The 22545-nt window shown below is 62.9% G+C and carries 18 protein-coding genes; 8 read left to right on the plus strand and 10 right to left on the minus strand.

The window, feature by feature from the left end:
* Positions 1-30 precede the first annotated feature (30 nt).
* The 3 genes from AB1286_RS26025 to AB1286_RS26035 form a co-directional block, all read right to left on the minus strand.
* Entirely contained in the window at positions 31-354 is a 324-nt protein-coding gene (locus AB1286_RS26025; protein WP_430366110.1) for a hypothetical protein, read from the minus strand.
* A gap of 134 nt (positions 355-488) precedes the next feature.
* Entirely contained in the window at positions 489-1772 is a 1284-nt protein-coding gene (locus tag AB1286_RS26030; protein ID WP_430366111.1) for an MFS transporter, read from the minus strand.
* A 23-nt stretch (positions 1773-1795) separates the two neighbouring features.
* Positions 1796-2365: a cupin domain-containing protein gene (locus AB1286_RS26035; RefSeq protein ID WP_430366112.1), complete on the minus strand. Its 570-nt coding sequence runs from the start codon at positions 2363-2365 to the stop codon at positions 1796-1798.
* 286 nt (positions 2366-2651) lie between these two features.
* On the opposite strand from AB1286_RS26035, the gene AB1286_RS26040 reads away from it, so the two are divergent.
* The 7 genes from AB1286_RS26040 to AB1286_RS26070 all read left to right on the plus strand — a co-directional run bounded on the left by AB1286_RS26040 (position 2652) and on the right by AB1286_RS26070 (position 10487).
* Complete coding sequence (locus AB1286_RS26040) at positions 2652-3674, plus strand: class I SAM-dependent methyltransferase (RefSeq protein ID WP_430366113.1); 1023 nt, start codon at positions 2652-2654, stop codon at positions 3672-3674.
* Positions 3675-3715: 41 nt separating this feature from the next.
* Positions 3716-5095: a KamA family radical SAM protein gene (locus AB1286_RS26045; RefSeq protein WP_430366114.1), complete on the plus strand. Its 1380-nt coding sequence runs from the start codon at positions 3716-3718 to the stop codon at positions 5093-5095.
* Complete coding sequence (locus tag AB1286_RS26050; protein WP_430366115.1) at positions 5092-5907, plus strand: N-acyl homoserine lactonase family protein; 816 nt, start codon at positions 5092-5094, stop codon at positions 5905-5907. The genes AB1286_RS26045 and AB1286_RS26050 overlap by 4 nt, the downstream gene beginning before the upstream one ends.
* 54 nt (positions 5908-5961) lie before the next feature.
* Positions 5962-7869, plus strand: coding sequence for an FAD/NAD(P)-binding protein (locus AB1286_RS26055; RefSeq protein WP_430366116.1), 1908 nt, complete (start codon positions 5962-5964; stop codon positions 7867-7869).
* Between the two features lie 13 nt (positions 7870-7882).
* On the plus strand, positions 7883-8506 hold the full coding sequence (maiA, locus tag AB1286_RS26060; RefSeq protein ID WP_430367318.1) for a maleylacetoacetate isomerase: 624 nt from the start codon (positions 7883-7885) through the stop codon (positions 8504-8506).
* Positions 8507-8571: 65 nt separating this feature from the next.
* Positions 8572-9303, plus strand: coding sequence for a carboxymuconolactone decarboxylase family protein (locus tag AB1286_RS26065; RefSeq protein WP_430366117.1), 732 nt, complete (start codon positions 8572-8574; stop codon positions 9301-9303).
* Between the two features lie 5 nt (positions 9304-9308).
* Entirely contained in the window at positions 9309-10487 is a 1179-nt protein-coding gene (locus tag AB1286_RS26070; protein WP_430366118.1) for a benzoate/H(+) symporter BenE family transporter, read from the plus strand.
* Here the strand turns inward: AB1286_RS26070 and AB1286_RS26075 are convergent.
* Together AB1286_RS26075 and AB1286_RS26080 are read right to left on the minus strand one after the other, a co-directional pair.
* Positions 10431-11792 (minus strand): MFS transporter, encoded by a 1362-nt coding sequence (locus AB1286_RS26075; protein WP_430366119.1) that lies wholly within the window; start codon positions 11790-11792, stop codon positions 10431-10433. The two genes, AB1286_RS26070 and AB1286_RS26075, sit on opposite strands and share 57 nt — an antisense overlap.
* On the minus strand, positions 11789-12529 hold the full coding sequence (locus AB1286_RS26080) for a 3-oxoacyl-ACP reductase family protein (protein ID WP_430366120.1): 741 nt from the start codon (positions 12527-12529) through the stop codon (positions 11789-11791). Before AB1286_RS26080 ends, AB1286_RS26075 begins: the two co-directional genes overlap by 4 nt.
* A 112-nt stretch (positions 12530-12641) precedes the next feature.
* On the opposite strand from AB1286_RS26080, the gene AB1286_RS26085 reads away from it, so the two are divergent.
* Entirely contained in the window at positions 12642-13262 is a 621-nt protein-coding gene (locus AB1286_RS26085) for a TetR/AcrR family transcriptional regulator (RefSeq protein WP_430367319.1), read from the plus strand.
* Positions 13263-13358: 96 nt separating this feature from the next.
* Here the strand turns inward: AB1286_RS26085 and AB1286_RS26090 are convergent, their stop codons facing one another.
* The 5 genes from AB1286_RS26090 to AB1286_RS26110 all read right to left on the minus strand — a co-directional run bounded on the left by AB1286_RS26090 (position 13359) and on the right by AB1286_RS26110 (position 22531).
* Positions 13359-14495, minus strand: coding sequence for an FAD-dependent monooxygenase (locus tag AB1286_RS26090; protein WP_430366121.1), 1137 nt, complete (start codon positions 14493-14495; stop codon positions 13359-13361).
* Positions 14496-14516: 21 nt separating this feature from the next.
* Positions 14517-15686: an FAD binding domain-containing protein gene (locus tag AB1286_RS26095; protein ID WP_430366122.1), complete on the minus strand. Its 1170-nt coding sequence runs from the start codon at positions 15684-15686 to the stop codon at positions 14517-14519.
* Positions 15683-15871: a hypothetical protein gene (locus AB1286_RS26100; RefSeq protein WP_430366123.1), complete on the minus strand. Its 189-nt coding sequence runs from the start codon at positions 15869-15871 to the stop codon at positions 15683-15685. The genes AB1286_RS26095 and AB1286_RS26100 overlap by 4 nt, the downstream gene beginning before the upstream one ends.
* 115 nt (positions 15872-15986) lie before the next feature.
* A complete protein-coding gene (locus AB1286_RS26105; protein ID WP_430366124.1) occupies positions 15987-21158 on the minus strand; it encodes a trifunctional serine/threonine-protein kinase/ATP-binding protein/sensor histidine kinase in 5172 nt (1723 codons plus the stop codon).
* A 413-nt stretch (positions 21159-21571) separates the two neighbouring features.
* Positions 21572-22531: a biotin/lipoyl-binding protein gene (locus tag AB1286_RS26110; protein ID WP_430366125.1), complete on the minus strand. Its 960-nt coding sequence runs from the start codon at positions 22529-22531 to the stop codon at positions 21572-21574.
* Positions 22532-22545 lie beyond the last annotated feature (14 nt).

Below are 22545 nucleotides of genomic sequence, written 5' to 3' on the forward strand. Positions count from 1 at the left end.
GCATTCGAACAGAAAAGAAATGCCGGTTGCTCAAGCCGGAGCCTGGACGAATTCGTAATGCTGTTTCGTGGGATCGACGTAGATCAGCGCGTCGAGCACACGGATTTCGGGCGGGTAGCCATAGACTTTTTCGACCATGGCCTTGTATTCGTCGTCATGCCAGCGGGCCGCGGCTTCGCGCGATCGCCAGATGTAGATGCCGCCGCCTTCGTGCGTGGCGTCGTCGTAGTAATACCACTTGTGCAGAAGATCCGGATTGGTCGACCACTTGATCGCTGCTTTTTCGTAGTGCTGCAACAGCGTCGGCAGATCGATATCCGGCCTCAGTTTGAAGAAGACAATTTCAGTGACCACGGCGACACCTCATTCATGAAGGATGAACTCGTTGATGCAGCGCGATGCTTCCATTCTTGGTCGAAGGCACTTCGACCTCGCCGAGATGATAGTTCATAGGTCTTTCCGGTAGAAGACCCACCGATGACGCTCTGTCATCGGACCGCGCTATCGGATGGCTTGGGCGCCGCGCGCGACGGTTCGCGTTGCCAATACCATTGCATGAGCCCCGGCAGTTGTAGGAGAGCCAAGAAGCCGAATGCCGCCGAATAGGCTTGCGCCGGATAACGTAGATCCGAAAGCGGGGGCCAGCGCTCGAGGATCAGACCGAATAGCGTTTGGACGAGAAACGAGCCGAGAAAGATCAGCAAGTTGAGCATCGTCGAGGCCCGTCCGGCGAGGTGACGCGGCACTGCCTGCAAGACGAGCGAGAACTCGAGCCCGCCGATGGCTCCGACGATCGAGAACCCCACGGCCAACATCGGCACGAGCGGCACGAAACCGCACGCTGCCGCGAGTTGCACGATGACGAACAGCGCCACGCCCGCTCCCGCGACGTCGAGAAGGCGATAGCCCCGCCGCTCGGCCCAACCGCCCATCGCGCCGACCAGCAGCGCGCCCACGACGATCCCGCCCATGCTCGCGAAGAGGACGTTGGCGGTCGCTGCACGGTCCAGCCTTCCGATATCGCTGATCCAACGCCCAAGCCACACGCCTTGTACGCCGAATGCCACCGCATGTGGGAGCAGAACGAGCGATATCGCGCGACGAAAGCCCGGCACGCGCCACACGTCAATGAACGAAGCGAGGGTGCGGGGCTGCGCGTATGCAGGAGGCGGGGATGGCAACGTCTCGGGCGGGACCAGCCAGAAGACGGCGGCGATCGCGAGCATGAGGAATCCGGCAAGCCATACAAAGAGCTCGTGCCAACTCATCGCGTGCAGAGCCCATTCGACCGGGCTCGTCGCCGCCATCGAACCGAGGCCGCCGACGGCGATCATGGCGCCGTTGAGCACCGGCAACCGGCGCGACTCGAACGCGGTAGCGATGGCTTTCACGGCCGCCATGAAGGCTCCGGCCATTCCAATGCCGGACAGCGCGCGTGCGGCAAAGAGCGTGTAGAAGTCTCTAGCGACCGCGAACAAGAGGGTGCCCATCACCGCGACGCTCAGAAACGCGATCTGCGTCCGCCGCGGCCCCCATCGATCGAGACACAGACCCACGGGAATTTGCGTGAGCGCCAGTGTCAGGAAATAGACGCTCGACAATAGACCGATACGCTCGGCGCCGAGCGGCAGCTCGGCCATGAGATACGGCGTTAGGACTGCATTGACGTTGCGAAAAAACAGCGAGAGGAAATGACCGAGCGCGAAGGGGAGAAAGACGACGAATAGCAACCGGTGAAAGCGTGCCCCGGTCGCTGGCGACGAGTCTCGCATGGCGCCTTCTCGGTCCGTGCGGCTCATCGAGTCGTGGTACCCGTTGGGCTCAGCGCTCCCTTGAGGCCAGCCGCCGGCGGCTCGCCGGGCGTGTGCACTAAGTGCCATGAGCCTCGTTCGCCTTCGCGCATGAAACAGCCGAGCTGCGCGAGCTGCGGCATGTTTTGCAGCGTGATCAGGATCAGCGACTCGGTCCCTGCACGGTTGTCGAAGCCGTGTGAATGAAAGGGCGGAACGAAGATCACGTCGCCGGCCGCGATCGCGCGTTCCCCGCCCGAAGCTTCGATATGGGCGACGCCGCGGCCTGCCTGCACGATGTAGAGATGCCAGAACGAATGACGGTGTGACGGTGATTGCTGCCCCGGCCTGACGTCTTGCACCACAAGCGACAATCCCGGCGCGATCTCGCCATGGGCACTGCGCGCGTTCGACGTCAACACGATCGCGCGAGCCTCGCCCGGCGGCAGTTGGTCGAGTGCCGTGGCGAGCGCATCGGCGGACCAGAAAGCGCTCTGGTCGGCCGGATGGCCCACCAAGTCCAGATACGCACGAAGCGTCATGAGGTTCGTGTCCGTCGTAAGACTCGTCGTCATTCCACCCCATCCTCTCGAAGATCAGTAGACCTATCCAAGTGTGCCGGCCCGTGTGGGTCATGTACCTCGCTAGGCCGCTTGTATCGGGCACGGATGGAGTATCCCGCGCATTGGATGGGGTTGGCGCGAGGCTTATGCATTACACCTAGCAGTTCTTATAGATGCACCGTTTCGGTGGGGCCACGCTCACGTTTCCGTCCGCTAGCATGATTGGGCATCGAAAAACCCAACGAGGTCGGGCTTGGCCGATCGAGCGTGTCCTCAATTCAGACGTGAAGGAGATAGCATGTCCGCGCAGCTTGATGACGGGTCGAAAAACAACATCTATATCGACACGCTGACGTTCAAGGATTACCTCATAGATCTTCGCGAGCGGTGGCCCGATCTATACGCGCTGCTCGATCCGGCGCGTATCGAGGACGATGCGATCGCCTCGTATCTCGACGAAATGAACCGTCTGTCTTGGGAGTTCGAGGGTAACGAGATCGGCGGTCGCGGCGCCGCATACAACAAGACGAATCTCGCGCAACAAAACTACGACAATCGCAGCGTCGGCATGATCAGTTTGATCAAGTGCTTTTCGCCGTCGTACGACGTCATCCCCGGTGCCGATTTTCGGATCCTCGACGTGCTCGGAGGCGGCGGCACCGTCGCGCGTTTCTTCACCACGCTGGGCGTGCACGCACCCACCATCGTCACGGCCGATCTTTCCAATTTGATGATCAGCGCCTGCCGCGCCAAGCACTTGCCGTACATCCGCCAATCGGCGGGCAGAAGCCTATTTCGCGACGATGCGCTCGACGGCGTGCTGATTGCCTACGGCAGCCAGTTGCTCGATTTGGAAACGCGAAAATTGGCGGTCTCGGAAGCTTATCGCACAGTCAAACCCGGTCACCGGCTGGTGCTGCACACCTTCGAGGTGGGCGACCGCGTGGCGAACTTCTTCGAACAAGTCGTTCATCCGTACTCGCGTACCGGCCATCCCAACCCGCACTTCACGCGTCACGGCCTGTTGGATTTGCTTACGGACGCCGGCTTCCGCGATATCCGGCTGTTCGAGATGAGCGATCCGTTCATCCTGCGCGGCGGGTCTCCCGAAGAGGCGAGACGCAACGCGATCATGCACGTGTACGGCATGTACGACTTGATCAAAGTGGCTAGCTCGGAAGCGGGTATCGAAGCCGAGCTAGGACCGCTCATCGAAAAAATCCTCGGACCGATCTCGGTATCGCGCGAGCGCGAACACTGGGTGGCGGAAATTCCACGCCCGACTTTGATTGCGGTGGGCACCAAGGCCGCGCGGCGTTAAACCGAAAATCGGTTCTCACGAGTATCCGAGAGGCATGAGCCATGCAAGACGATCTGGTATGGAAATTCAAGCCGTATACGCGACAGACGATTCGACAGGCTCCGCAATGGAGCAAGTTGTCCCCGGAATTGCAGGAGGCCGTCGAGACCGTCTCTCATGTGCTGCCGTTTCGCGTCAATCCGTATGTATTGAGTGAGTTGATCGATTGGGACAACGTGCCCGACGATCCGATCTATCGCCTCGTGTTTCCGCATCGCGATATGTTGCCCGAGGCCCAGTACTCGCAGTTGCGCGATCTCATTCGCAGCGGTGCGACGGAGAGCGAACTCGAGCCGGTCGTGCACGCGATCCGGATGAGCATGAACCCCCATCCCGCGGGCCAGATGACCCACAACGTTCCGTATCTCGACGGTCGTCCTCTGGCGGGTCTACAGCACAAATACAAAGAGACGGTGCTGTTTTTTCCCAGCGCGGGCCAGTCGTGCCACGCGTACTGCACGTTCTGCTTTCGCTGGCCGCAGTTCGTCGGGATGGAGGAACTGAAATTCGACGCTCGCGCGTCCGACGATCTGGTCGCCTACCTGAAGACGAAGCCCCAGGTGACCGACGTTCTGATCACGGGCGGCGATCCGCTCGTCATGAACGCGCGCTCGTTGGGGGAATATCTCGAACCGTTGCTGGTCCCCGAACTCGGGCATGTCCAGAACATCCGCATCGGGACGAAGTCCGTTGCGTATTGGCCGCAACGCTTCGTCAGCGACCGCGATGCCGACGAACTGCTCAAGCTGTTCGAGCGCGTGGTGCGCTCCGGCCGCAGTTTGGCCTTGATGGGGCACTACAACCACCCCCGCGAGATCCAGCATCCGATCGCTCAGCAGGCGATTCGCCGCATTCTCGCGACGGGTGCGACGGTGCGGATTCAAGCGCCGGTGATTCGGCACATCAACGACGACCCGGCCGCGTGGATGGAATTGTGGACCACGGGCGTGCGCCTGGGCGCCGTTCCGTACTACATGTTCGTCGAGCGCGACACGGGGCCGAGCGACTACTTCAAGCTGCCGTTGGCGCGTGCCTACGCGATATTCCAGGCCGCCTATCAGTCGGTGTCCGGCCTCGTGCGCACCGTGCGCGGACCGTCGATGAGCGCGTTTCCGGGCAAGGTGATGATCGACGGGGTGGTCGAGTTGGCCGGCGAAAAAGTCTTCGCCCTCCAGTTCCTACAGGCACGTAATCCCGATTGGGTACGGCGGCCGTTCTACGCGAAGTTCGATCCGCAGGCCTCGTGGCTCGATCAATTGGTGCCTGCCTTCGGCGAGCGCCAGTTCTTTTTCGAGAAGGCGAGCAGCGGTGAACGCGAGCCTATTCGGATCGAGCGGGACGATGACCAAAACCGGCACAACACGCTCGAGATGACAAATTGATTCAGCAGCCCGATTCACTCGCCGAACCCTACGAGGTGTTCGCGCTGCGCTACGCGCGTCATGACGGCCGCCGTAGCGGCGAGAACTACTTAGGCGAGGATCCCCATGGCGATGCGTCGGTCGGCTTCGATTTCTATATCTGGCTGATCAGGAACGTGCATCGAACTATCGTCGTCGATACAGGGTTCACCGCGGAAATGGCGGAGCGGCGCCGCAGGACTTATCTGCGTTCGCCATTGCACCTACTGCAAACGTTGGATGTGAATCCCGCAACGGTGTCGGACGTCGTCATCACGCACATGCATTACGACCACGCCGGCAATATCGACGGTTTTCCCAGCGCACGGCTTCATCTTCAGGAAGCTGAGATGGCCTATTGCACCGGGCGTTGCATGTGCCACGACGTGCTCAGAAAGCCATTCGAAGCGAGCGACGTGGCAGCGGCGATAGGGAAGCTTTACGCCGGCCAGATCAGGTATTGCGACAACGATCAGGTGATCGCCCCCGGCGTTAGCGTGCATCTGCTGGGCGGTCATACCGCGGGCCTCCAAGTCGTGCGCGTGCTCACGGCGCGGGGCTACGTCGTGCTGGCTAGCGACGCCGCGCACTACTGGGACAACCTTCGCGCCCGCCGGCCCTTTCCCATCGTGCTGGACGTGGCCCGCATGCTCGAGGCGCACCAGCGTATCGAAGCACTCGCGGACGGTCCCGACCACATCGTTCCCGGACACGATCCCGGTGTACGCCTGCGTTTTCCGGCCTGGAACGGACACGAGGACATCGTGCAGCTTCACGCCGAGCCCGCGCGATAGGGCGCCGAGCGGTGTCGACCGAACGGCATCGGGCAACGATCAAGGAGTCTATACATGCAGGTCATCCATATCGCCATCGTCGGCCTCGGGCCACGCGGCCTTACCGTGTTGGAGCGGGTTAGGGAACATGCGCATCGGTTCCCGGCCGATATCCGGGTACGGATTCTCGCGTTCGATTGCGGCGAGGCTGGGCAAGGCGCGCATCGCGCGTATCAGCCCGACCATTTGATGATCAACACGTTGGCTTCCCAGGTGACGATTTTTGCGCCGGCGAGTGTCGCGGGCGAGCGCGACCTCTCGCTCGTGGAATGGGCGCACGAGGCGGGGTACCGACGCTTGGGCGATCGCTTCGTGCGAGACGCGCGAGGCAACGATACGGTGCCGATCACCGAGGCGGACTATTTGCCGCGAAGCCTGCTCGGTGAATACCTATCGTGGGCATACGGACAGGTCGTCTCGCACTTGCCGTCCAATATCGAGGTGACGCATCTGCGCGCACGCGTCACCGATCTGGTCGAGCGCGACGGTGGATTCGATGTGGTCGCCGACGGCCTCGATCCCAGGCATGTCGACTACGTCTTCTTGACGACCGGGCACGGCAACCGTCAGCCGACCGACGAGGACACGGCCATGGCGGCCTTCGTCGAGGGCTGCGCGGATCGTAACGAGAACCTCGCCTATTTCGCGTCGCCGTATCCTATCGAGCGCCTCGCAACAATCGCCGCCTCGTCCACGGTGGCAGTGCAGGGGCTCGGCTTGAGTGCGCACGACGTCATCTCGTCGTTGACCCTGGGGCGGGGCGGGCGCTATGTCGAACGTGACGAAGGACTGCGCTATGTGCCGTCGGGCGATGAACCATTGATCCGATTGTTCTCGCGCAACTGCCTGCCATTCGCCGCGCGCGGCATCAACGAGAAGGGACTTGCCGGAAGTCATCGCGCGCAATTCTTTACGCCCGAGGCTATCGAGGAGAAGCGCAGGGCGGTGCTTGCAGCCACTGGCCAATTCCAGCTCGACTTCGAACGCGACGTCCTGCCGCTTACGTTGAAGGAGATGGCTTACGCGTACCGGATGGCGCTGCATAAGCGGGAAGTCGATCCTGCGGGATTCGAGGCCACGCCGGAAGAACTGGCCGCGATCGAGGCGATTCTGTGGCCGCTCAAAGATCGTCGATTCGAATCGTTCGAGGCATTCCGGCACTTCTTCGACACGCTGTTCCGCGATGACCTGAACGAAGCGTTCAAGGGCAATCTGTCGAGCCCGGTGAAGGCCGCGACGGACGTGTTGCGCGACACTAGAAAGGCGATCCGGACCGCGGTCGAATTCGGCGGTCTGACACCGGCATCGCACCGCTATTTCGTCGAGAACTTCAACGCCACGACCAATCGCGTTTCTTTCGGACCGCCGAAACGCCGCAACGTCGAGTATTTGGCGTTGCGCGAGGCCGGCTTGATCGACATCGTCGGCGGCCCAGGCACACGTGTCGGAGCCGACGAAGCCCACGCGCGCTTTTGCATCGAAGCAGACTACCCGACCGGCACGGCCCACTGGTATGCCGACGTATTGGTGGTGGCGCGGCTCGATACGTATTCGCCGCTGACCGATGCGTCACCGTTGTCGGCCAACTTATTGGCGCGAGGATTGATCCGGCCGTATCGCAACGGTGCATATCATCCGGGCGGCCTCGACATCGATACGGATTTGCATCCGGTCGGCGCGGACGGGCAAATACGCAGCAACCTATGGGCGATCGGCTTCCCGGTCGAGGGCCCGCATTTCTACACCCACGCGTTGCCGCGCCCGCAGATCGACTCCCGGCAGACACAGGATGCCGAGCATTGCGTACTGGACCTCGTCCGTGCGATTGCGGGACGCCGCACGAGTGGGGCGGGGTACGCGCGCGAACTGCCGGCTAGAACGGTAGCGCCCGATCCCGCCGACGCCGGCGTGCCCCAGTTTTGAGGAGCCCGTCTTGATCAACCTGCACGGTTTCTATCGTTCATCCGCCTCGTTCCGCGTGCGGATCGCGCTGAATCTAAAGGGCATTGCCTACGAGCCTATCGCCCGAGACCTGGACCGCGGGGGGCATCGCGAGCCCGCGTATCTGGCCCGCAACCCGCAAGGGCTGGTGCCGGCATTAGAGGTTGACGGTGTCATGCTGACGCAAACGCTCCCGATCATCGAGTATCTCGACGAGTGCTACCCGCAGCCGCCGCTGCTGCCGGATTCGGCCATGGCTCGCGCGCGAGTCCGGGCGCTGTATCAAGTGGTCGCGGCAGATACCCATCCCATCACATCGATGCGGGTGGGCGCGTACTTGAAGGAGCACGGCTTCCCGGACGCAGAGCTGCGGGCATGGCAGCACCATTGGTTGCGCCGCAGCTTCGACGCGCTCGAGGCGATGCTCGGCGGCGACCCGGGAACGGGGCGCTTTAGCCACGGCGACGAACCCACGCTCGCCGACCTCGCGCTCGTGCCGCAGGTTTATTTTGCGCATCGTGTTGGGCTTGCCATGGACACATGGCCAACGGTCGTTCGCATCAACGACACATGTCTGGCCGAGCCGGCATTCGCCCTTGCGCACCCGGACCGGCAGTGAGGGATTCCCGGTTCGGTTTTCGTTTCAGTTCACATCGTCTTTAACCCGACCCATAGGATTTCGCCATGTCTCGCATGCTGTCAGCCTCCGTTGCCGCCGCGCTTTCCTTGTGCGCGTTTGCCAACCCGGCGTGGTCCGGAACGACTATCATTCAGAATCCCGTCGATTGGCCGACGCAATGCGCATCCGACGTGGACCCGTCGGCAACGGACGCCGCGTTTCAACGGATGGGCGTACTGAAAGAGGGCGACATGACGCCGGCGCAACACGATGCGGCGGTCAAGATCGCCTCCGGGCCACGCGGGTGCATCTTCGGGCCGTTCGCCGTATTGCAGCGCAGTCCCGAAGTGCTGACGCGCTTGCAGTTGCTGGGGGAATATCTTCGCTTTAAATCGAAATTGCCGCAGCATGTGCGTGAGTTTGCGATGCTGATGACTGGGCGCTATGTCGCCGCGCCGTATATTTGGTACATCCACGAGCCGATCGCCTTGCAGCATGGCGTGACGCGCGAGCAGGTCGACGCTTTGGCGAAGGACGAACGTCCGACAACGCTAGATAGCGATGAAGCGATCGTCTTTGACGTGCTGGATGAGTTGCATCGGAGTAATGAAGTGAGCGACAAGGTCTATGCGCGTGCGCGGGAGCGCTTCGGCGAGGACGGCGTTGTCGAATTGGTGGCGCTCGACGGCTATCTCGCCGTGATCGGCCGCGAACTGAACATGGCACGTTTTGCGGTGCCTGCGTCGGTGCGTATTCCGTTCTCCGCGCCATGGGAAAGTGCATCTCGAGCGGAGTGAGTTTTATGCGTAGGTTTTTCGCCGACTTTAGCGGCCAGTCGGCCGCGATGGGTATCTTCGCGGCGATCGTCGGCTATACGAGTTCCGTGGCCGTCGTCATCAACGGGATGCTGGCCGTCGGCGCATCGCATGAGCAGGCCGCATCCGGTCTCGCAATCTTAGGCGTCACGATGGGGTTCACGGCCATCGGTTTGAGCCTCGTGAGCCGGATCCCGATTTCGATTGCCTGGACCTTGCCGGGGATGGCTCTGCTGTCGACATTGCCTGTGCCCGCGGGCGGTTATTCGGCGGCAGTAGGCGCTTTTATCGTTACGGGCATGCTGATCGTGCTGGCCGGCCTGTGGACGCAGTTTGGCCGGTTGGTCACGCGGATTCCCGGGCCGATCGCCAATGCGATGCTCGCGGGCATTCTGTTCAAGTTGTGTCTCGCGCCATTCGATGCGCTGCACGAAACGCCGAAATTGGCGGCGCTCGTGATTCTCACCTGGCTTGTGGTGGGCCGTTTTCATCGGCTATGGGCGGCGCCCGCTGCGCTGCTCGTGGCGGTTGCCTCGATGAGTTTCGCCGGTCCGCAGCATGCGCAGACCTTTTCGCTACCGGCGCTCGCTTGGGTATCGCCGCGCTTCGATTGGCACACCGTCGTTTCGATCGCGCTGCCGCTGTTTATCGTCACCATGGCCTCGCAAAACATTCCCGGCTTCGCCGTGCTGTCGACCTATGGCTACGAGGCGCCGGCGCGTCCTTCGTTCTTGGCGACCGGAGCGGCGTCGGCGATTTCGGCGCTGCTGGGGGCACCGGGGATTAACTTGGCTGCCGTGACGGCCGCATTGTGCGCCGGGCCGGATGCGCATGCCCAGCCGGAACGTCGGTATCCGGCGGCTGTGGTGGCGGGGTTGGTTTATGCGGTGGTTCTGCCGCCTGTGTCGTCGATCGTTATTACGCTCGTTAGTGCGTCGTCATCGCCGATTCTTATCGAGGCCGCAGCGGGGCTGGCGCTGACCGGCGCCTTTAGCTCGTCGCTATTCGGCGCCATGCGCGACGAGCAACAACGCTTGCCGGCGCTCGCGACGTTTCTCGTTACGGCCTCGGGATTCAGTCTTTATGGGATTGGCGGCGCGTTTTGGGGGCTATGCGCGGGGCTGGTTATTCATTTGCTTTATGCGGTGAGGCGGAGTGGGGTTTGAGGCGGTTCGTTTTCCGCGGGGAGAGCAGCGGGCGTTTATAGCAGTTCTCTCGCAATGAGCGTGGCGACAACCGAGCAGTGAAGGGCTCGCATCTGCCTGTGGAATGATCGGTCGCTTCTGCATGTGAGGCAAGCTGATAGGCAGGCGACGTGCCGTGAACGCGAGAGCGGCCGCGAGGCCCGCGATCAAAGGGAGCAGCCCTAGCGAACCCCACCCGATCGCGTTGCCCCCCCATCGTGTTATGGCCCACCCACCCGCTAGCGCACCCAGCGCGATACCCAGGTTCGCCGCAGAAATGTTGAGCGCCGCGGCGAATGCGGGGGCCGAACGCCCAGCGAGCGTCACTCGGACCTGACAGAGCACGACGCAAGCGGTATGCGCGACGCCCCAAACCAAGAACATCGCTATCTGCACCCCTACCGAACCGGTCAGCGACAGGCTGACCGCCGCCAAGGCCAGCGCAGTTGCCGCCAGGACGATCGCGCGAAGGGGCATACGGTCGGCAACGACGGCGGCGGCAGTATTGCCGAGCATTCCAGCAACGCCGAAACCGAAGAGCGCCTCAGCAATGCCCGTGGCTGTGAGGCCAGCGATCTGTTGTAACCATACAGCGAGATAGGTGTAAGCCGAGAACATTGCGGTGAATACGGTGGTCGACAAAGCGAGATGAATGAGAAAGCGGCCATCTCTGAGAAGCTGCACGGATTGCCGGCTCACCGTTGTGCGGTCGTCGACCGCAGGAAATAGCAGGGCGACGAGGGCGGCCGCAACCACACTTGCGATAGTGAGGTGTACTAACGGCGTCACCCACAACCCCTTGTTTGCTAGCGCTACGCCGGCAGGAACACCGATCACCACGCCGGCGGCGAATCCCGTGTTGGCCAGGGCAAGCGCAAAGCCGCGTCGTTCCGGAGATGCTAGGGAGGAAATGGCCGCCGTACCCGCGCCAAGATAGACCGGAAGCATCGCACCCTGAACGATTCTTAGCGTCAGCAATGTCGTGAACGTTGGCCAAAGCACGCCGGCGAAATTCGTACCCGCAAACAGGAGCAGGGTAGCGATCATGATCCGGCGTACGGGCTGCGTGGCAGTGAGGAGTGTTAGCGGAGGCCCGAGCAGCGATGCCGATAGCGCAAAAGCACTCACCAGGTAGCCGGCGGTGGCCGTCGAGACGCGCATATCGTGCGCGATTAAAGGCAGCAGACCCACCACGATGAATTCTGTCGCGACCACGACCGTGGTCGCAGCCGCCAGCACAATCAGCGCGATCGATAGCTTGTCACGAGGTGGCGTGCCGAGACTCATGCGTTCGCGCCGCCATCGATGGTCAGGCTGGCGCCGTTAATCGAGGCACCCTCGGGACCGGCAACAAATGCAACGAGCGCCGCAACATCCTCGGCTTTCCCATAGCGCGGGATCGCCATGCGGCCCAGTTGCGCGACAGCGTGCTCGCCGTCGGCAGGATTCATTTCGGTATCGGTCGAACCGGGATGGACGAGATTGACGGTGACACCACGGCTGCCAAGGTCGCGAGCGAGTCCTTGGGTCCAAGCGATCAATGCGGACTTACTCATGGCATAAAGGGCCATGCCCGGCGCGGGGACACGGGTGGCGAGATTGCTGCCGATCGAAATGATGCGACCGTCTTCTCTAAAATGTTTGACCGCCGACTGAGAGGCGATCACCACCGCACGTACGTTGACATCGAGCGTTGCGTCGATATCGTCGAGCGTCAGGCTCTCGAGCGTCCCCGCACGGAAGATTCCCGCGTTGTTCACAAGGATGTCGAGGCCGCCCAGCGTTTGCGCTGCGTGATCGACGGCCGCATTTAAGGCCACAGGATCGGCGCTATCGGCCTGAATGGCGAGGCCGCGCCGCCCCAACGCCTCGATTTCTCCCACAATGGCATTGGCCCGCTCGGCGGAGCGCTCATAGGTTAATACGACGTCGGCGCCGTCTGCCGCCAAACGCCTGGCGATCGCGGCGCCGATGCCACGGCTGCCCCCGGTGATGAGTGCCCGCTTTCCTTGAAGTTTCACCATAACCACTCCTCGTCTATATTATGTAACGATCGACACATAATCATGGTAGGATGGCTTTCTCTGACTGGTCAAGAGATTTCTGTGTCGATCGATACACAATATGGTGGGCAAAATGGCTGAGCGAGGTAGACCGAGGGCGTTCGACAAGGGAGCCGCGCTGGCGCGCGCCATGGAGGTGTTCTGGGACAAGGGTTACGAGGGTGCCTCGATGACCGATCTGACCTCGGCGATGGGTATTGCATCGCCTAGCCTCTATGCTGCATTCGGCAGTAAAGAGGCGTTGTTTCAGGAGGCGCTTGACTATTACAGGAACACCGAAGGCCGGGAAATTTGGGGCGGGCTGTCCGAGTCCGGCACTGCGTTCGAAGCGATCCAGAGCTACCTGATGCAGACTGCCCGCGCGTTTACGCGTCGAGGTAAACCACCGGGCTGTCTGGTTGTATTGTCGGCGTTGCATCCGGCCGAGCATTCGAACACGGTGAGACAAAGGCTGATCGAAATGCGCTTGCAAAACGCTGAACGCATCAAGCAGCGCTTGATGCAAGGCGTGACCACTGGTGAGATTTCGTCGAAGGCGGATTTGAGTGCGATCGCCAAGTACTACGTTACCGTTCAACAAGGCATGTCGATCCAGGCACGCGACGGCGCGACTCGACGCGAACTCGAAACCATCGCGCACGCTGCGCTCGCAGCGTGGCCGCTACTTATCGGTGATGCTGCATCATCGAAGTGACAGGTCGGGTCTTATCGAAAATGGTCTCGACATGCCATCGAGGGGTGGGTGGAATAGAGCATCGATCGACTTGCGTGCCTGCATCACACGATCACGCTATTGCGTGATTGCGCCCAGCCCGAAAGACTGCGCCAGTTGCTTGCCTCGTGCGATGAGCGGGCCGAGTTCCGCGCGCCTCGCCGTTGCCCAGGTTGCCAGCGCGGCTTCGATATCGACTGCCGGGTTCAGATCGCTCAAGGCTTGTGCCAGTGCGATCGCGTCGGCGGCCGCCTTGGAGGTGCCGGAGGCCGTGTGCGGGCGAACCGTGCACGCGGCGTCGCCCACCAGCGCGACGCGTCCCACGGCAAACGACGGACTCAATGCGTCGAAAATCGCCTGAACGAATGGTGCCTGTGTGTGCGTCATCAATTGCTGAAAGACAGGCGGCAGCTTTTCGCGCGCGCAATCGTGCAGGTACGCCGTTGCTTCGGCCGAAAGCTCGCCGGGGCTCACGGAGGCATGGTGACGATGTCCTTCGCGATCGGTTAGATAGCGGCTCAGCGCCGCCGCGTCGGGTTCGTTTCGATACCAGAGCCAGTTGAATCGCCGCTCGCCGGGTTTGATCGCCCCATCCAGTGCGGGAATTGGAAACGTCATGAACAACGCATCCCGTTCGCGCAGGAGCGTGATGCTGTTATCCAGTTCGGCGACCAGATGTGCCGAAAGCCGTGCTTCTTCAACCACACCGCGCCAAGCGAGGTATCCCGCATACGACGATCGATAATCAGGAAAAAGCATGGCGCGTATGCCGGAGCCTGCGCCGTCCGCCGCAATCAGCAGATCTGCGGTGACCGTTTCACGTCCGTCGATTTCGATTTCCACGCTGCCTTGCAGGTTTCGCACGTTCGTGACTGCCTCGCCATATCGAACGACATCGGACGGCAGCATCTCGCTCAACGAGCGATAGACCGCGTCCCACGACGAAAAAGGCACGATTTCGCGGCCTTCTTCGATGAGAGAGCCATCCGAAGCCAGCCATCGCCGCCACTCGATCGGCACGGCAAGCGTTTTGCGCGCGGCATGACCGTGCTGTTCCAGAAAGTGCATCATCTGGCGCAGGACCGCGACGCCGCCACCGTGGCCGCGCATGGCGGCGGCCGTGCGCTCGAATATCGTTACGTCGTGGCCGACGCAACGCAGCGTCAGCGCGGCCGCCAAACCCGCAATCGAGCCGCCGACAATGGCAATTTTCATGTGCGTCACCTATCCGGACGTTCAGACGCTGTGCGCGGGAATGCGCATCAACTGGTTGCCGAGCATGATGCCTCGCGTCGTCATGGTGCGGCCCACGCGCATCTGCTCCGCGTTCCAGCGCGAGAGCGCCCGGTCGAGCGCGCTTTCGCCTGTGTGCTGCGGCAGCTGTGCCGCCTCCAGTTCGCGCGCCAGGGCGTAAGCGTTGGCGGCCGCCTTGGCCGTGCTGCCAGCGGTGTGGGGACGCGGAACCGAAGCGGCGTCGCCGGTGAGCAGCACCCGGCCGTAGCGCATCGAGCGCGTCTGCACGTCGACAATGGGCTGCATGAACGGAATGTCGGTGGCATGCACGAGCGCGCGGAACGTCGGCCCAAGGAGCGTTTGCGCTTCCTCCTTCAGGCGGTCGATGTCCACTTGTTTGGCAGTCCCAGGCGGAAGCGAGAATGGCCGTGGCACGCCGTTGCGATCCACGAGCAGGCCTTGCAGTTCATCGGTGTCGTAGCGGCGGTACCAAACCCAGTTCCAGCGGCGGCGGCCGGGCTCGGTGGAGTCGTCCTCGCCCGGCACTATGTAGGCGAGCGCGGAATGTCCCACGCCGTCCGAGAACGCGAAGCGATCGCGCAGCGTGTCGGCGGCGAAGGCGGCCAGGTCCGGTTCCTCGATCAGTCCGCGCCACGCGACATAGCCGGCATAGCGTGGTTTCGTGTCGGGTTCGAGCAGCGTTCGCAGCGTCGAGCGAACGCCATCCGCGCCGATCAGCAGGTCGGCGGTGTGCCGGTGGCCGCTTTCGAAGTGCGCGGTAACGCGCTCGCCATCGTCCTCGAAGCGGGTAAAGCGCTCGCCCGCGTGCAAGCCTCCTTCCGGCTGCGCGCGCTTGAGCGCCTTGTAGAGCAGGCTCCACGAAGTTTGCATTTGCGGCATGTAGAAGCGGCTGACGATGCGGTCCGACTCATCAAGGTAGATCCGGTCGCCCGAGAGCACGCCCGGCGGATGCGGTACGGCGACGTCCGCGAATTCGAATGCGCGGGTCACATCGGGCTGCAATACGACGCCGCCGCCGCGGCTTTCCAACTCGTGCGCCGAGGCTTCGTACACGGTCACGTCCCAGTTCGCCGCGCGCAGCGCCGCCGCGGTAACGAGCCCGCCCAGCGATCCGCCTACCACGACGGCGTGCGGTTGAGTATCACGGCTCATGCGAATCTCCCTTGAAGCGCCTTGGCGAAGACGATCGGCGGTTGCGCGCCGTTCACGATGAATCTGTCCACGAGTATCGTCGGCACCGAGCGGATGCCGAGTGCGCCGGCCTTCAGGTTGCGATGGCCGATCCAGCCCAAGGGGCAAATGAAGTCGTATGCAGGTACGAGTTGTGTGTGTTCCACGAAGCGTGCTCCGGACAAAAATGCGTCCTATGCAGGCTATACGGGAAAACGGGGGAACAGAATGCCATGACCGCGCAACACCAGATTGCATGGCGCGCAACTTCGCGCGCGTGTGTCACGCGCCGTTGACGGGCAGCGTCATGACGAACTCGGCGCCGTCCTGCACGTTAAAGGCATCGAGCGTGCCGTGGTGGCTCTCTACGATGGAGCGACAGATCGCAAGCCCCATCCCCATGCCCGACGATTTGGTCGTATAGAGCGGATCGAATATCCTCTCGAGGACATCGGTGGGAATTCCTGTGCCCCGATCGCGTACGGACATGACGAGCTTGCCTTGGTCGAGCCGCGTGGCAATCGCAAGCGTGCGCGTTTCGGGCGCCGTTTCGCTCATCGCCTCCACGGCATTGGTAAACAAATTGAGCACCACTTGTTGTAGCTGGATGCGATCCGCGTGAACGATTGCGTCGCCTGTCTCCAGTTGGGTGGCGACGCTGATTTGCTGCGCCACCGCTTCCGGCTGGAGCAGGTCCAGCACGTCGCGCACGACGTCGTCCATACGTAGCGGCGCGAGAATCGCGGGCGCCTGCTTGGCGAGCGCGCGCAAGGCACGAATGATCTCGACCGCCCGCAGGCTCGTTCGCTTGATGTGCTCGAGACCTGCCGCGACCTCCTCGAGATTGGGCGTGGCGCGCTGCAACCAGCGCTGGCTGGCGTCGACCGAAGTGGTGATCGCGGCGAGCGGTTGATTCACCTCGTGGGCGATGGAGGCCGCCACGTTGCCCATCACCGTGAGATGCGAGGTGCGCGCGAGTTCGTCGCGGGCGGAACGCAGGCTGACTTCCGCGCTCAGACGGTGCTTGCTTTCCTCGACAAGCCTTTCATAGAGACGCGCGGTTTCGAGCGAAACCGCCACTTGCGGCGCGAGCACTTCGAGGTCCGCGACGCGGTTCTGGTCAAAGACGCCAGGCGCGAGGTTGTTCTCCAGATAGATGACGCCCACGAGCGAGCCGCCGCGCAAGAGCGGCATGCAAAGCACCGAGCGTTGCGTGCGCCCGGTGGAACTTCGTGCGCGCAGCGACGGCGATTCGACGCTCGCTTCCGCGAATACCAGCGTCTTGTGCGTGCGCACGACGTTATTGAGCACGGCCAACGGCAACGCGTCGTCGTCGGGTGCAACGCCGCTGGACGTGGCGACAACGTGATTCGATTCCACGCGCGCCAACGCTTCGATTTTCGGCCCGTCGTCGTGCATGAGCAGCAACAGGCCGTATTGCGCTCCGGCGTACACGGTGATGCCCGTGAGCAACCTCTCGACCAGCCGATCGGTCACGGCTTCGCCCGAGATTGCCTTCGCGGCTTCGACGCCGAGATCGACAAAGGGCTGCTGCCGTGCTGCGTTGCGCGGGCTCGCTTCGTCGCTCGCCAAGGACGCCAGTTGCGGGTGGCGTTCGTGAATACGCTCCTCCGGAAGCGCCGCGCCCCAACGGCGATAGCAGATTGCTGCCTGACGCAAATGATGGCGCGCCGAGGACTCCAGAGCGTGCGTCATGCAAAGCTCGCCTGCGAATTCGTGCGCAAGTGCCTGCTCGTGGACAAATCCCGCAGCCTCAGCGGCTTGCGCGGACTGCTCGTAAGCCACCAGCGCGCCGAAGGCATCGCCCTCAAGCCGCGCGATTTCGGCGTCGATCAGGAGAAGCTTGTTGCGAAACGTCGCACCGTTTCGATGGGCCCAGCGCGCGAATTGGCCGCGCTGCGTGCGAAGCTCGAAAAGCACGCTGTCGTGCGAGCTGTATTCGCCACGTGATATTGCAATCGCGCCGCACCAGCAGCAATCGGCCACGTTGATATGCGCCGGCACGGTCCAGGCCAGCGCGCGCGCATTGTCGAGGCGAATGCGCGCGGCGGAATACTCTCCGGCAAATAGCTTTGCGAGGCCGTCGTAAAAGTACTGGAAAAAGCGGGCGATTTGCGAGACCGCCGCGCCGGTGTGCTCGGGTCGATCCGTGCTGTCCTTTGCTCGCTGCAACTGGTGAACAAAATCGCGCTGCGCCAGCAGGACCGCTTCGATATCGCGGTACTGGACGATCGCTGTGAGTTCGAGTCCCCGTTCGACCTCTTCGTCGACGAGCGACAAATTTTCGCCCATCGCAATCAGGTCGGAAACAATGTGATTGCATGCATAACAGGCCATGCCGATATCGCCCGAGGCGCGCCCCAGCACGCGCGCTTGCCGTGCGTGCTCGAGCGCGAAAGAGAGCGGGCGTGTCCATACGCTCACCTGATCGAGGGCAACGAGCGTGGCCACCCGCTGCGCTTCGAAACCGTGCTGGTCGACCAGCGCTAGCGCCGCCTGTCCATAGGCGAGCCCTTTGTCGGCGGCTTCGTACATGCCCGCGAACAGAACACCGAACCACGCAAGGCCATACGGCGATTCGGGCGTCACGCCATGCTCGAGCGTGAGTTCGACCATCTTGGCAAGATGCAGGATGCCGACTCCGTCGGTCACGAAGAACGAGGAAGTGAGCGTGGCGAGCAGCCCCATGACGGTCTGAATTCGCGGGTCCTCGCAGGGTGGCAGATGGCGCACGCTCGCGATCGCGCGGCCCCGCAGCGCGATCTGCACGGACTCGCACGCGGCGCGCATCTGCTCGGCGGTAGGCGAGCGATGCAGATGCACGCCTAGCAGCGAAAGCCCGGCCAGCGCGGTGGATAAAGCGCCTTCGTAATCGGATTGCACGGTCTGCAAGACGGCCTTGAGGCGATGCACGTCGGCCCGGTCGAGAATCGCGAGCGGGTGGGCGAGCAGCGCGTCAATGCCTTGTTGCGCGTCCGCGAGCCTCGCCTGCGCCAGCAAGCACTCGCAATGCAACAGTTGCGCCCCATAAGTCAGGCCGTAGTGGTTCGACCACCACTCATCATCGACCATGCCGAGGGCTGCGTTGGCATATTCCGTCGCCTGATCCAGCGCCGCGGCGTTGCGGGCGCGCTTGCCCGCCAGAATCAATACGCGCACATACGCAACCCGTGTGTCGGGATCGAGCGCCTCTTTCGGTGCGCGTTCGATCTGACTGGCAATATCGAACGCATACTCATGAACACGCGCGTGCCAGTAGTCGATCATCACGGAGGCGATACGCGCGTGATAAAGCGGCTTCGTTTGCGGGTCGATGCGCGCGTAAGCGGATTCAAGCACACGATCGTGCAAAAACGCATAAGCCTCGGGTTGAGCCGCGAGCAGATTCGCGTCGACGAATGGACGCAGACGCTCATGAACTTCGCGCGGCGCCATGCCGCCTATTTGCGCAAGCAATGCCACATCACATCGCATCCCGACACAGGCGAGCCACTCGACCAGTTTCGCGCTTTCCGGAGGAAATCGATCGAAGCTGCGAATCAGCAGATCGATCACGTTGTCGGAGTAAAGGCGCTGCGCGATGCTCGATTCGTCCCACGTCCAGGCCGCGGCTTTGACGCTGTAGCTCAGCACTTCGTCGTCGATCAACATACGCAGGAGTTGGCGCGAGAAGAACGGATTGCCGGCCGTTTTCGCATGAACGGCGCGCGCCAGAGGCTCGACGCGCTCGGTCGCTTCGTTGAGCGTCGAACCGATCAGACCGGCGAGGTCGCGAACGGACAGCGCTTGGAGACGTATTTGCGTCACGCGCATCGTCTTGCATGCGTCGAGCTCGCGCTGCCACTGGAGTAGGCCAGGCCGCTCGACGGAGAATTCGCGATGCGCGCAAAGGAGCAACACGTTCGAGGGCGGTTCCGAAGAGAACGCCCTCAGGAACGCGAGGCTCGCGGGGTCGGCCCACTGAACGTCGTCGAAGAAAATGACGAGCGGCGCGCCTGGCTGCGCGAGCGCCGCGAACGTGTGCAGCAGCGCGCGCACGAGGCGCGCCTGGGCGAGCGGCGCGGCGACGTCGGCAAGCGGCGCGCCGGGGCCGATAATGTGTTCGACTTCCGGTACGAGTTCGGCAATCGCTCGCCCTTGCCCTTCTAGGCGTCGAGTCCAGCGCTCGCGAGCGGACGCGAGCAGGTTGTTCGCCTCGCCGAGCAGCGCAAGCGTCAATGCTCGCACGATCTGAACGACCGGCGCGTAAGGAATCGTGGTATGAAGCTTATCGGCCTTGCCGGATGCGAATCGAGAGCCCAGGCGCTGCACGTCGTTGAAAAGCGATTCGACGAGCGCGGACTTTCCGCAGCCGCCGCTGCCGGAGATCAACACGATTTCGGTCTTGCCGGTCGCGGCCGCGCGCGCGAGGGCATCGTCGAGCAAGGCTTTCTCTGTTGCCCGGCCAAACAACCGGTTCGAACGACTAAGGAGATGAGCCGATGCCCCGGCATCCGCGGTAAAACGGGCTTCGCCGCCAGGCGCGCCAAGCGAGTCGCGGATACGTTGTAGGTCCCCAGATGCGGCGGCGGCCGTAGCGTAGCGTTCGTTCGGGTCCTTCGCGAGCAGCCTGAGCAGGACTTCGGCGAGGGGCGCGGGCACGTCCGCGCGGCGGCGGCGCGGATGAAGGGGTACGATTGCCAGGCGCGCGTGATACCAACCCGCCGCGCTTTGCGCGTCGATGGGCAGTTCGCCGGTCAGTAGGGTGTAGAGCGCCACGCCCAGCGCGTAGAGGTCCGCGCTTTTGTGATCGGCAGGGGCGTCACCTAGCGCGACTTCCGGAGCCAGATACGACTGCGCGCTCAAGCGGTCCCGATACGCCTTAGGCGGCGCGGGATCGAAGCCGATCAAGCTGATTGCGCGGGTTTGAGTGTCTGCTTCGATGCAGAGCGGGGCTTTGGCGAGCACGATGCAGGAGCGTTTCAGGTCCCCGTGGCAAAGGCCCGCCGAATGCGCCTCGCCTAGTGCGCGCGCGGCGCTCGCGGCCAGGTCGAGAAACGCTTCGAGGCTGAGTTGCCGAGGGTCCAGCGAGGAGGCGAGCGTGCTGCTCGCGCACGCCTCATACACGATGATGAAGCGCTCGCCGCCCCAGATGGTCGCCACAGGCGGTAGGCCCCAGGGCAGGCAAATTCGCGCGCTTACGGCAAGTTCGCGCTTCAGGCGCTCGACGCCGATTGCCGACGTGTTCAGCGTATGGCGCGCGAGCCAATACTCGCCATCACTAGGATCGTGGAGCAGGCAGGTCGTGATGCCGTCGGTATGGTCGAGCTCGCGCTTATCGCAGCGCTCGAACCAGGCGATGTCGAATGGCGCGCCAGGGAAAGCGGCGTCTGCCGCCGCGCCAGTCTCAATCTGTGCGGCAACCGAGCTGGAGGGCTTTGCATGCGTGGTCATTGAATGGGCAGCGTGTTGGCTTGGCGTTCGCCAGCCGCGGATAAGCCGTCGCAAGAACCTCGTGGAGAAGTAATCAAGGAATACCGAAATGGCATATTCCTCGCGCGTAGGCCGCAGTATGCAGGACGGATTTCGGCATATCCAGCGTTTGCCGCCTGCGTTCATAAGACTTAAGGATTTTTAGGGAATACGAGCGTTGTCGTAACGATTGAGCGAGGCGGCTCAATGGTTAGCGTAGTGTTGGGGAAAATCGCCCGCGTGCTGAACGCAAACCCACGGTGTAAAAACGCAGTGACAACGCGGTTTCAGGCGCAGTGTGCGGACGCCGGAAAGCCCATGTTTGCGGGCGGCGGCCCGCTTTTCGGATTCGCACGATGGCGCTTCGGCAAGCGCCGCATGAGCCGCATGAGCCGTTAGCGCCGCGCCGACGGCGTGAGCGTCACGGTACAGGTCATGCCCATCACGAGCTTGACGCCCTCGGGCACGCGGTCGAGGTGAATCCGCACAGGCACGCGCTGTGCGAGGCGTACCCATGTAAAGATCGGATTGACGTCGGCGAGCAGGTCGCCGCGGTTCGTCGGGTTGTCGCGATCGGCAATGCCGCTGGCGAGGCTCTCCACGTGTCCATCGATTGGCGTGCCGCCCGAGAGCAGACGCACCTGCGCGGGGTCGCCGACCCGCACCGAGGGCAGCTTCGTTTCCTCGAAGTAGCCGTACACCCAGAAGGAATGCGCGTCGATCAGCGCCATGCGCGCGACGCCCGCGCTCGCGAAGTCGCCCCGATACAGGTCGAGGTTGGCGATATAGCCGTCGGCGGGCGCGTGTGCCTCGCTGCGCGCGAGATTGAGCACGGCCGTGCGCTGCGCGACCTGAGCCGCCTTCACCTGGGCCTGCGCCGAAGCGTACGCCGCCGCCGCACCTTCATAGGACGCCTGGGATTGCAGGGCGAGCGAATCGGCGTCAGCGCGGTTTTCGTCGGAAATCGCGTCGCCTGCGAGACTCGCGCGGCGCGCGGCCTGGGCGCGCTTCATGCCGTACTCGGCCTGGGCCGCCGCCATGCGCGCCTTCGTTTCGGCGAGTTGCGCCTGTGCGCGCTGGAGGTCGGCATCAGCCTGCTCGATGGCGTACCGGAAGCGCGCCGGGTCGAGCACGAACAGCACGTCGCCCTTGTGCACGTACTGGTTGTCGTGCACGCGCACCTCGCTCACGAGGCCGGACACGTCGGTCGCGATCTGCACGACCTTGGCGCGCACACGAGCGTCGCGCGTCCAAGGCGAGAACATATAGTCGAGCCAGAGCGCCCGCACGAGCGCGATGGACACGGCGAGCAGCACGAGCGTGGTGGCCGCGCGCAAGAGGGTTCGGGTATTCATCGTCCGTTACACAG

Origin of the sequence: Trinickia sp. NRRL B-1857 (assembly GCF_050470685.1) — a bacterium.
Classification (GTDB): Bacteria; Pseudomonadota; Gammaproteobacteria; order Burkholderiales; family Burkholderiaceae; genus Trinickia.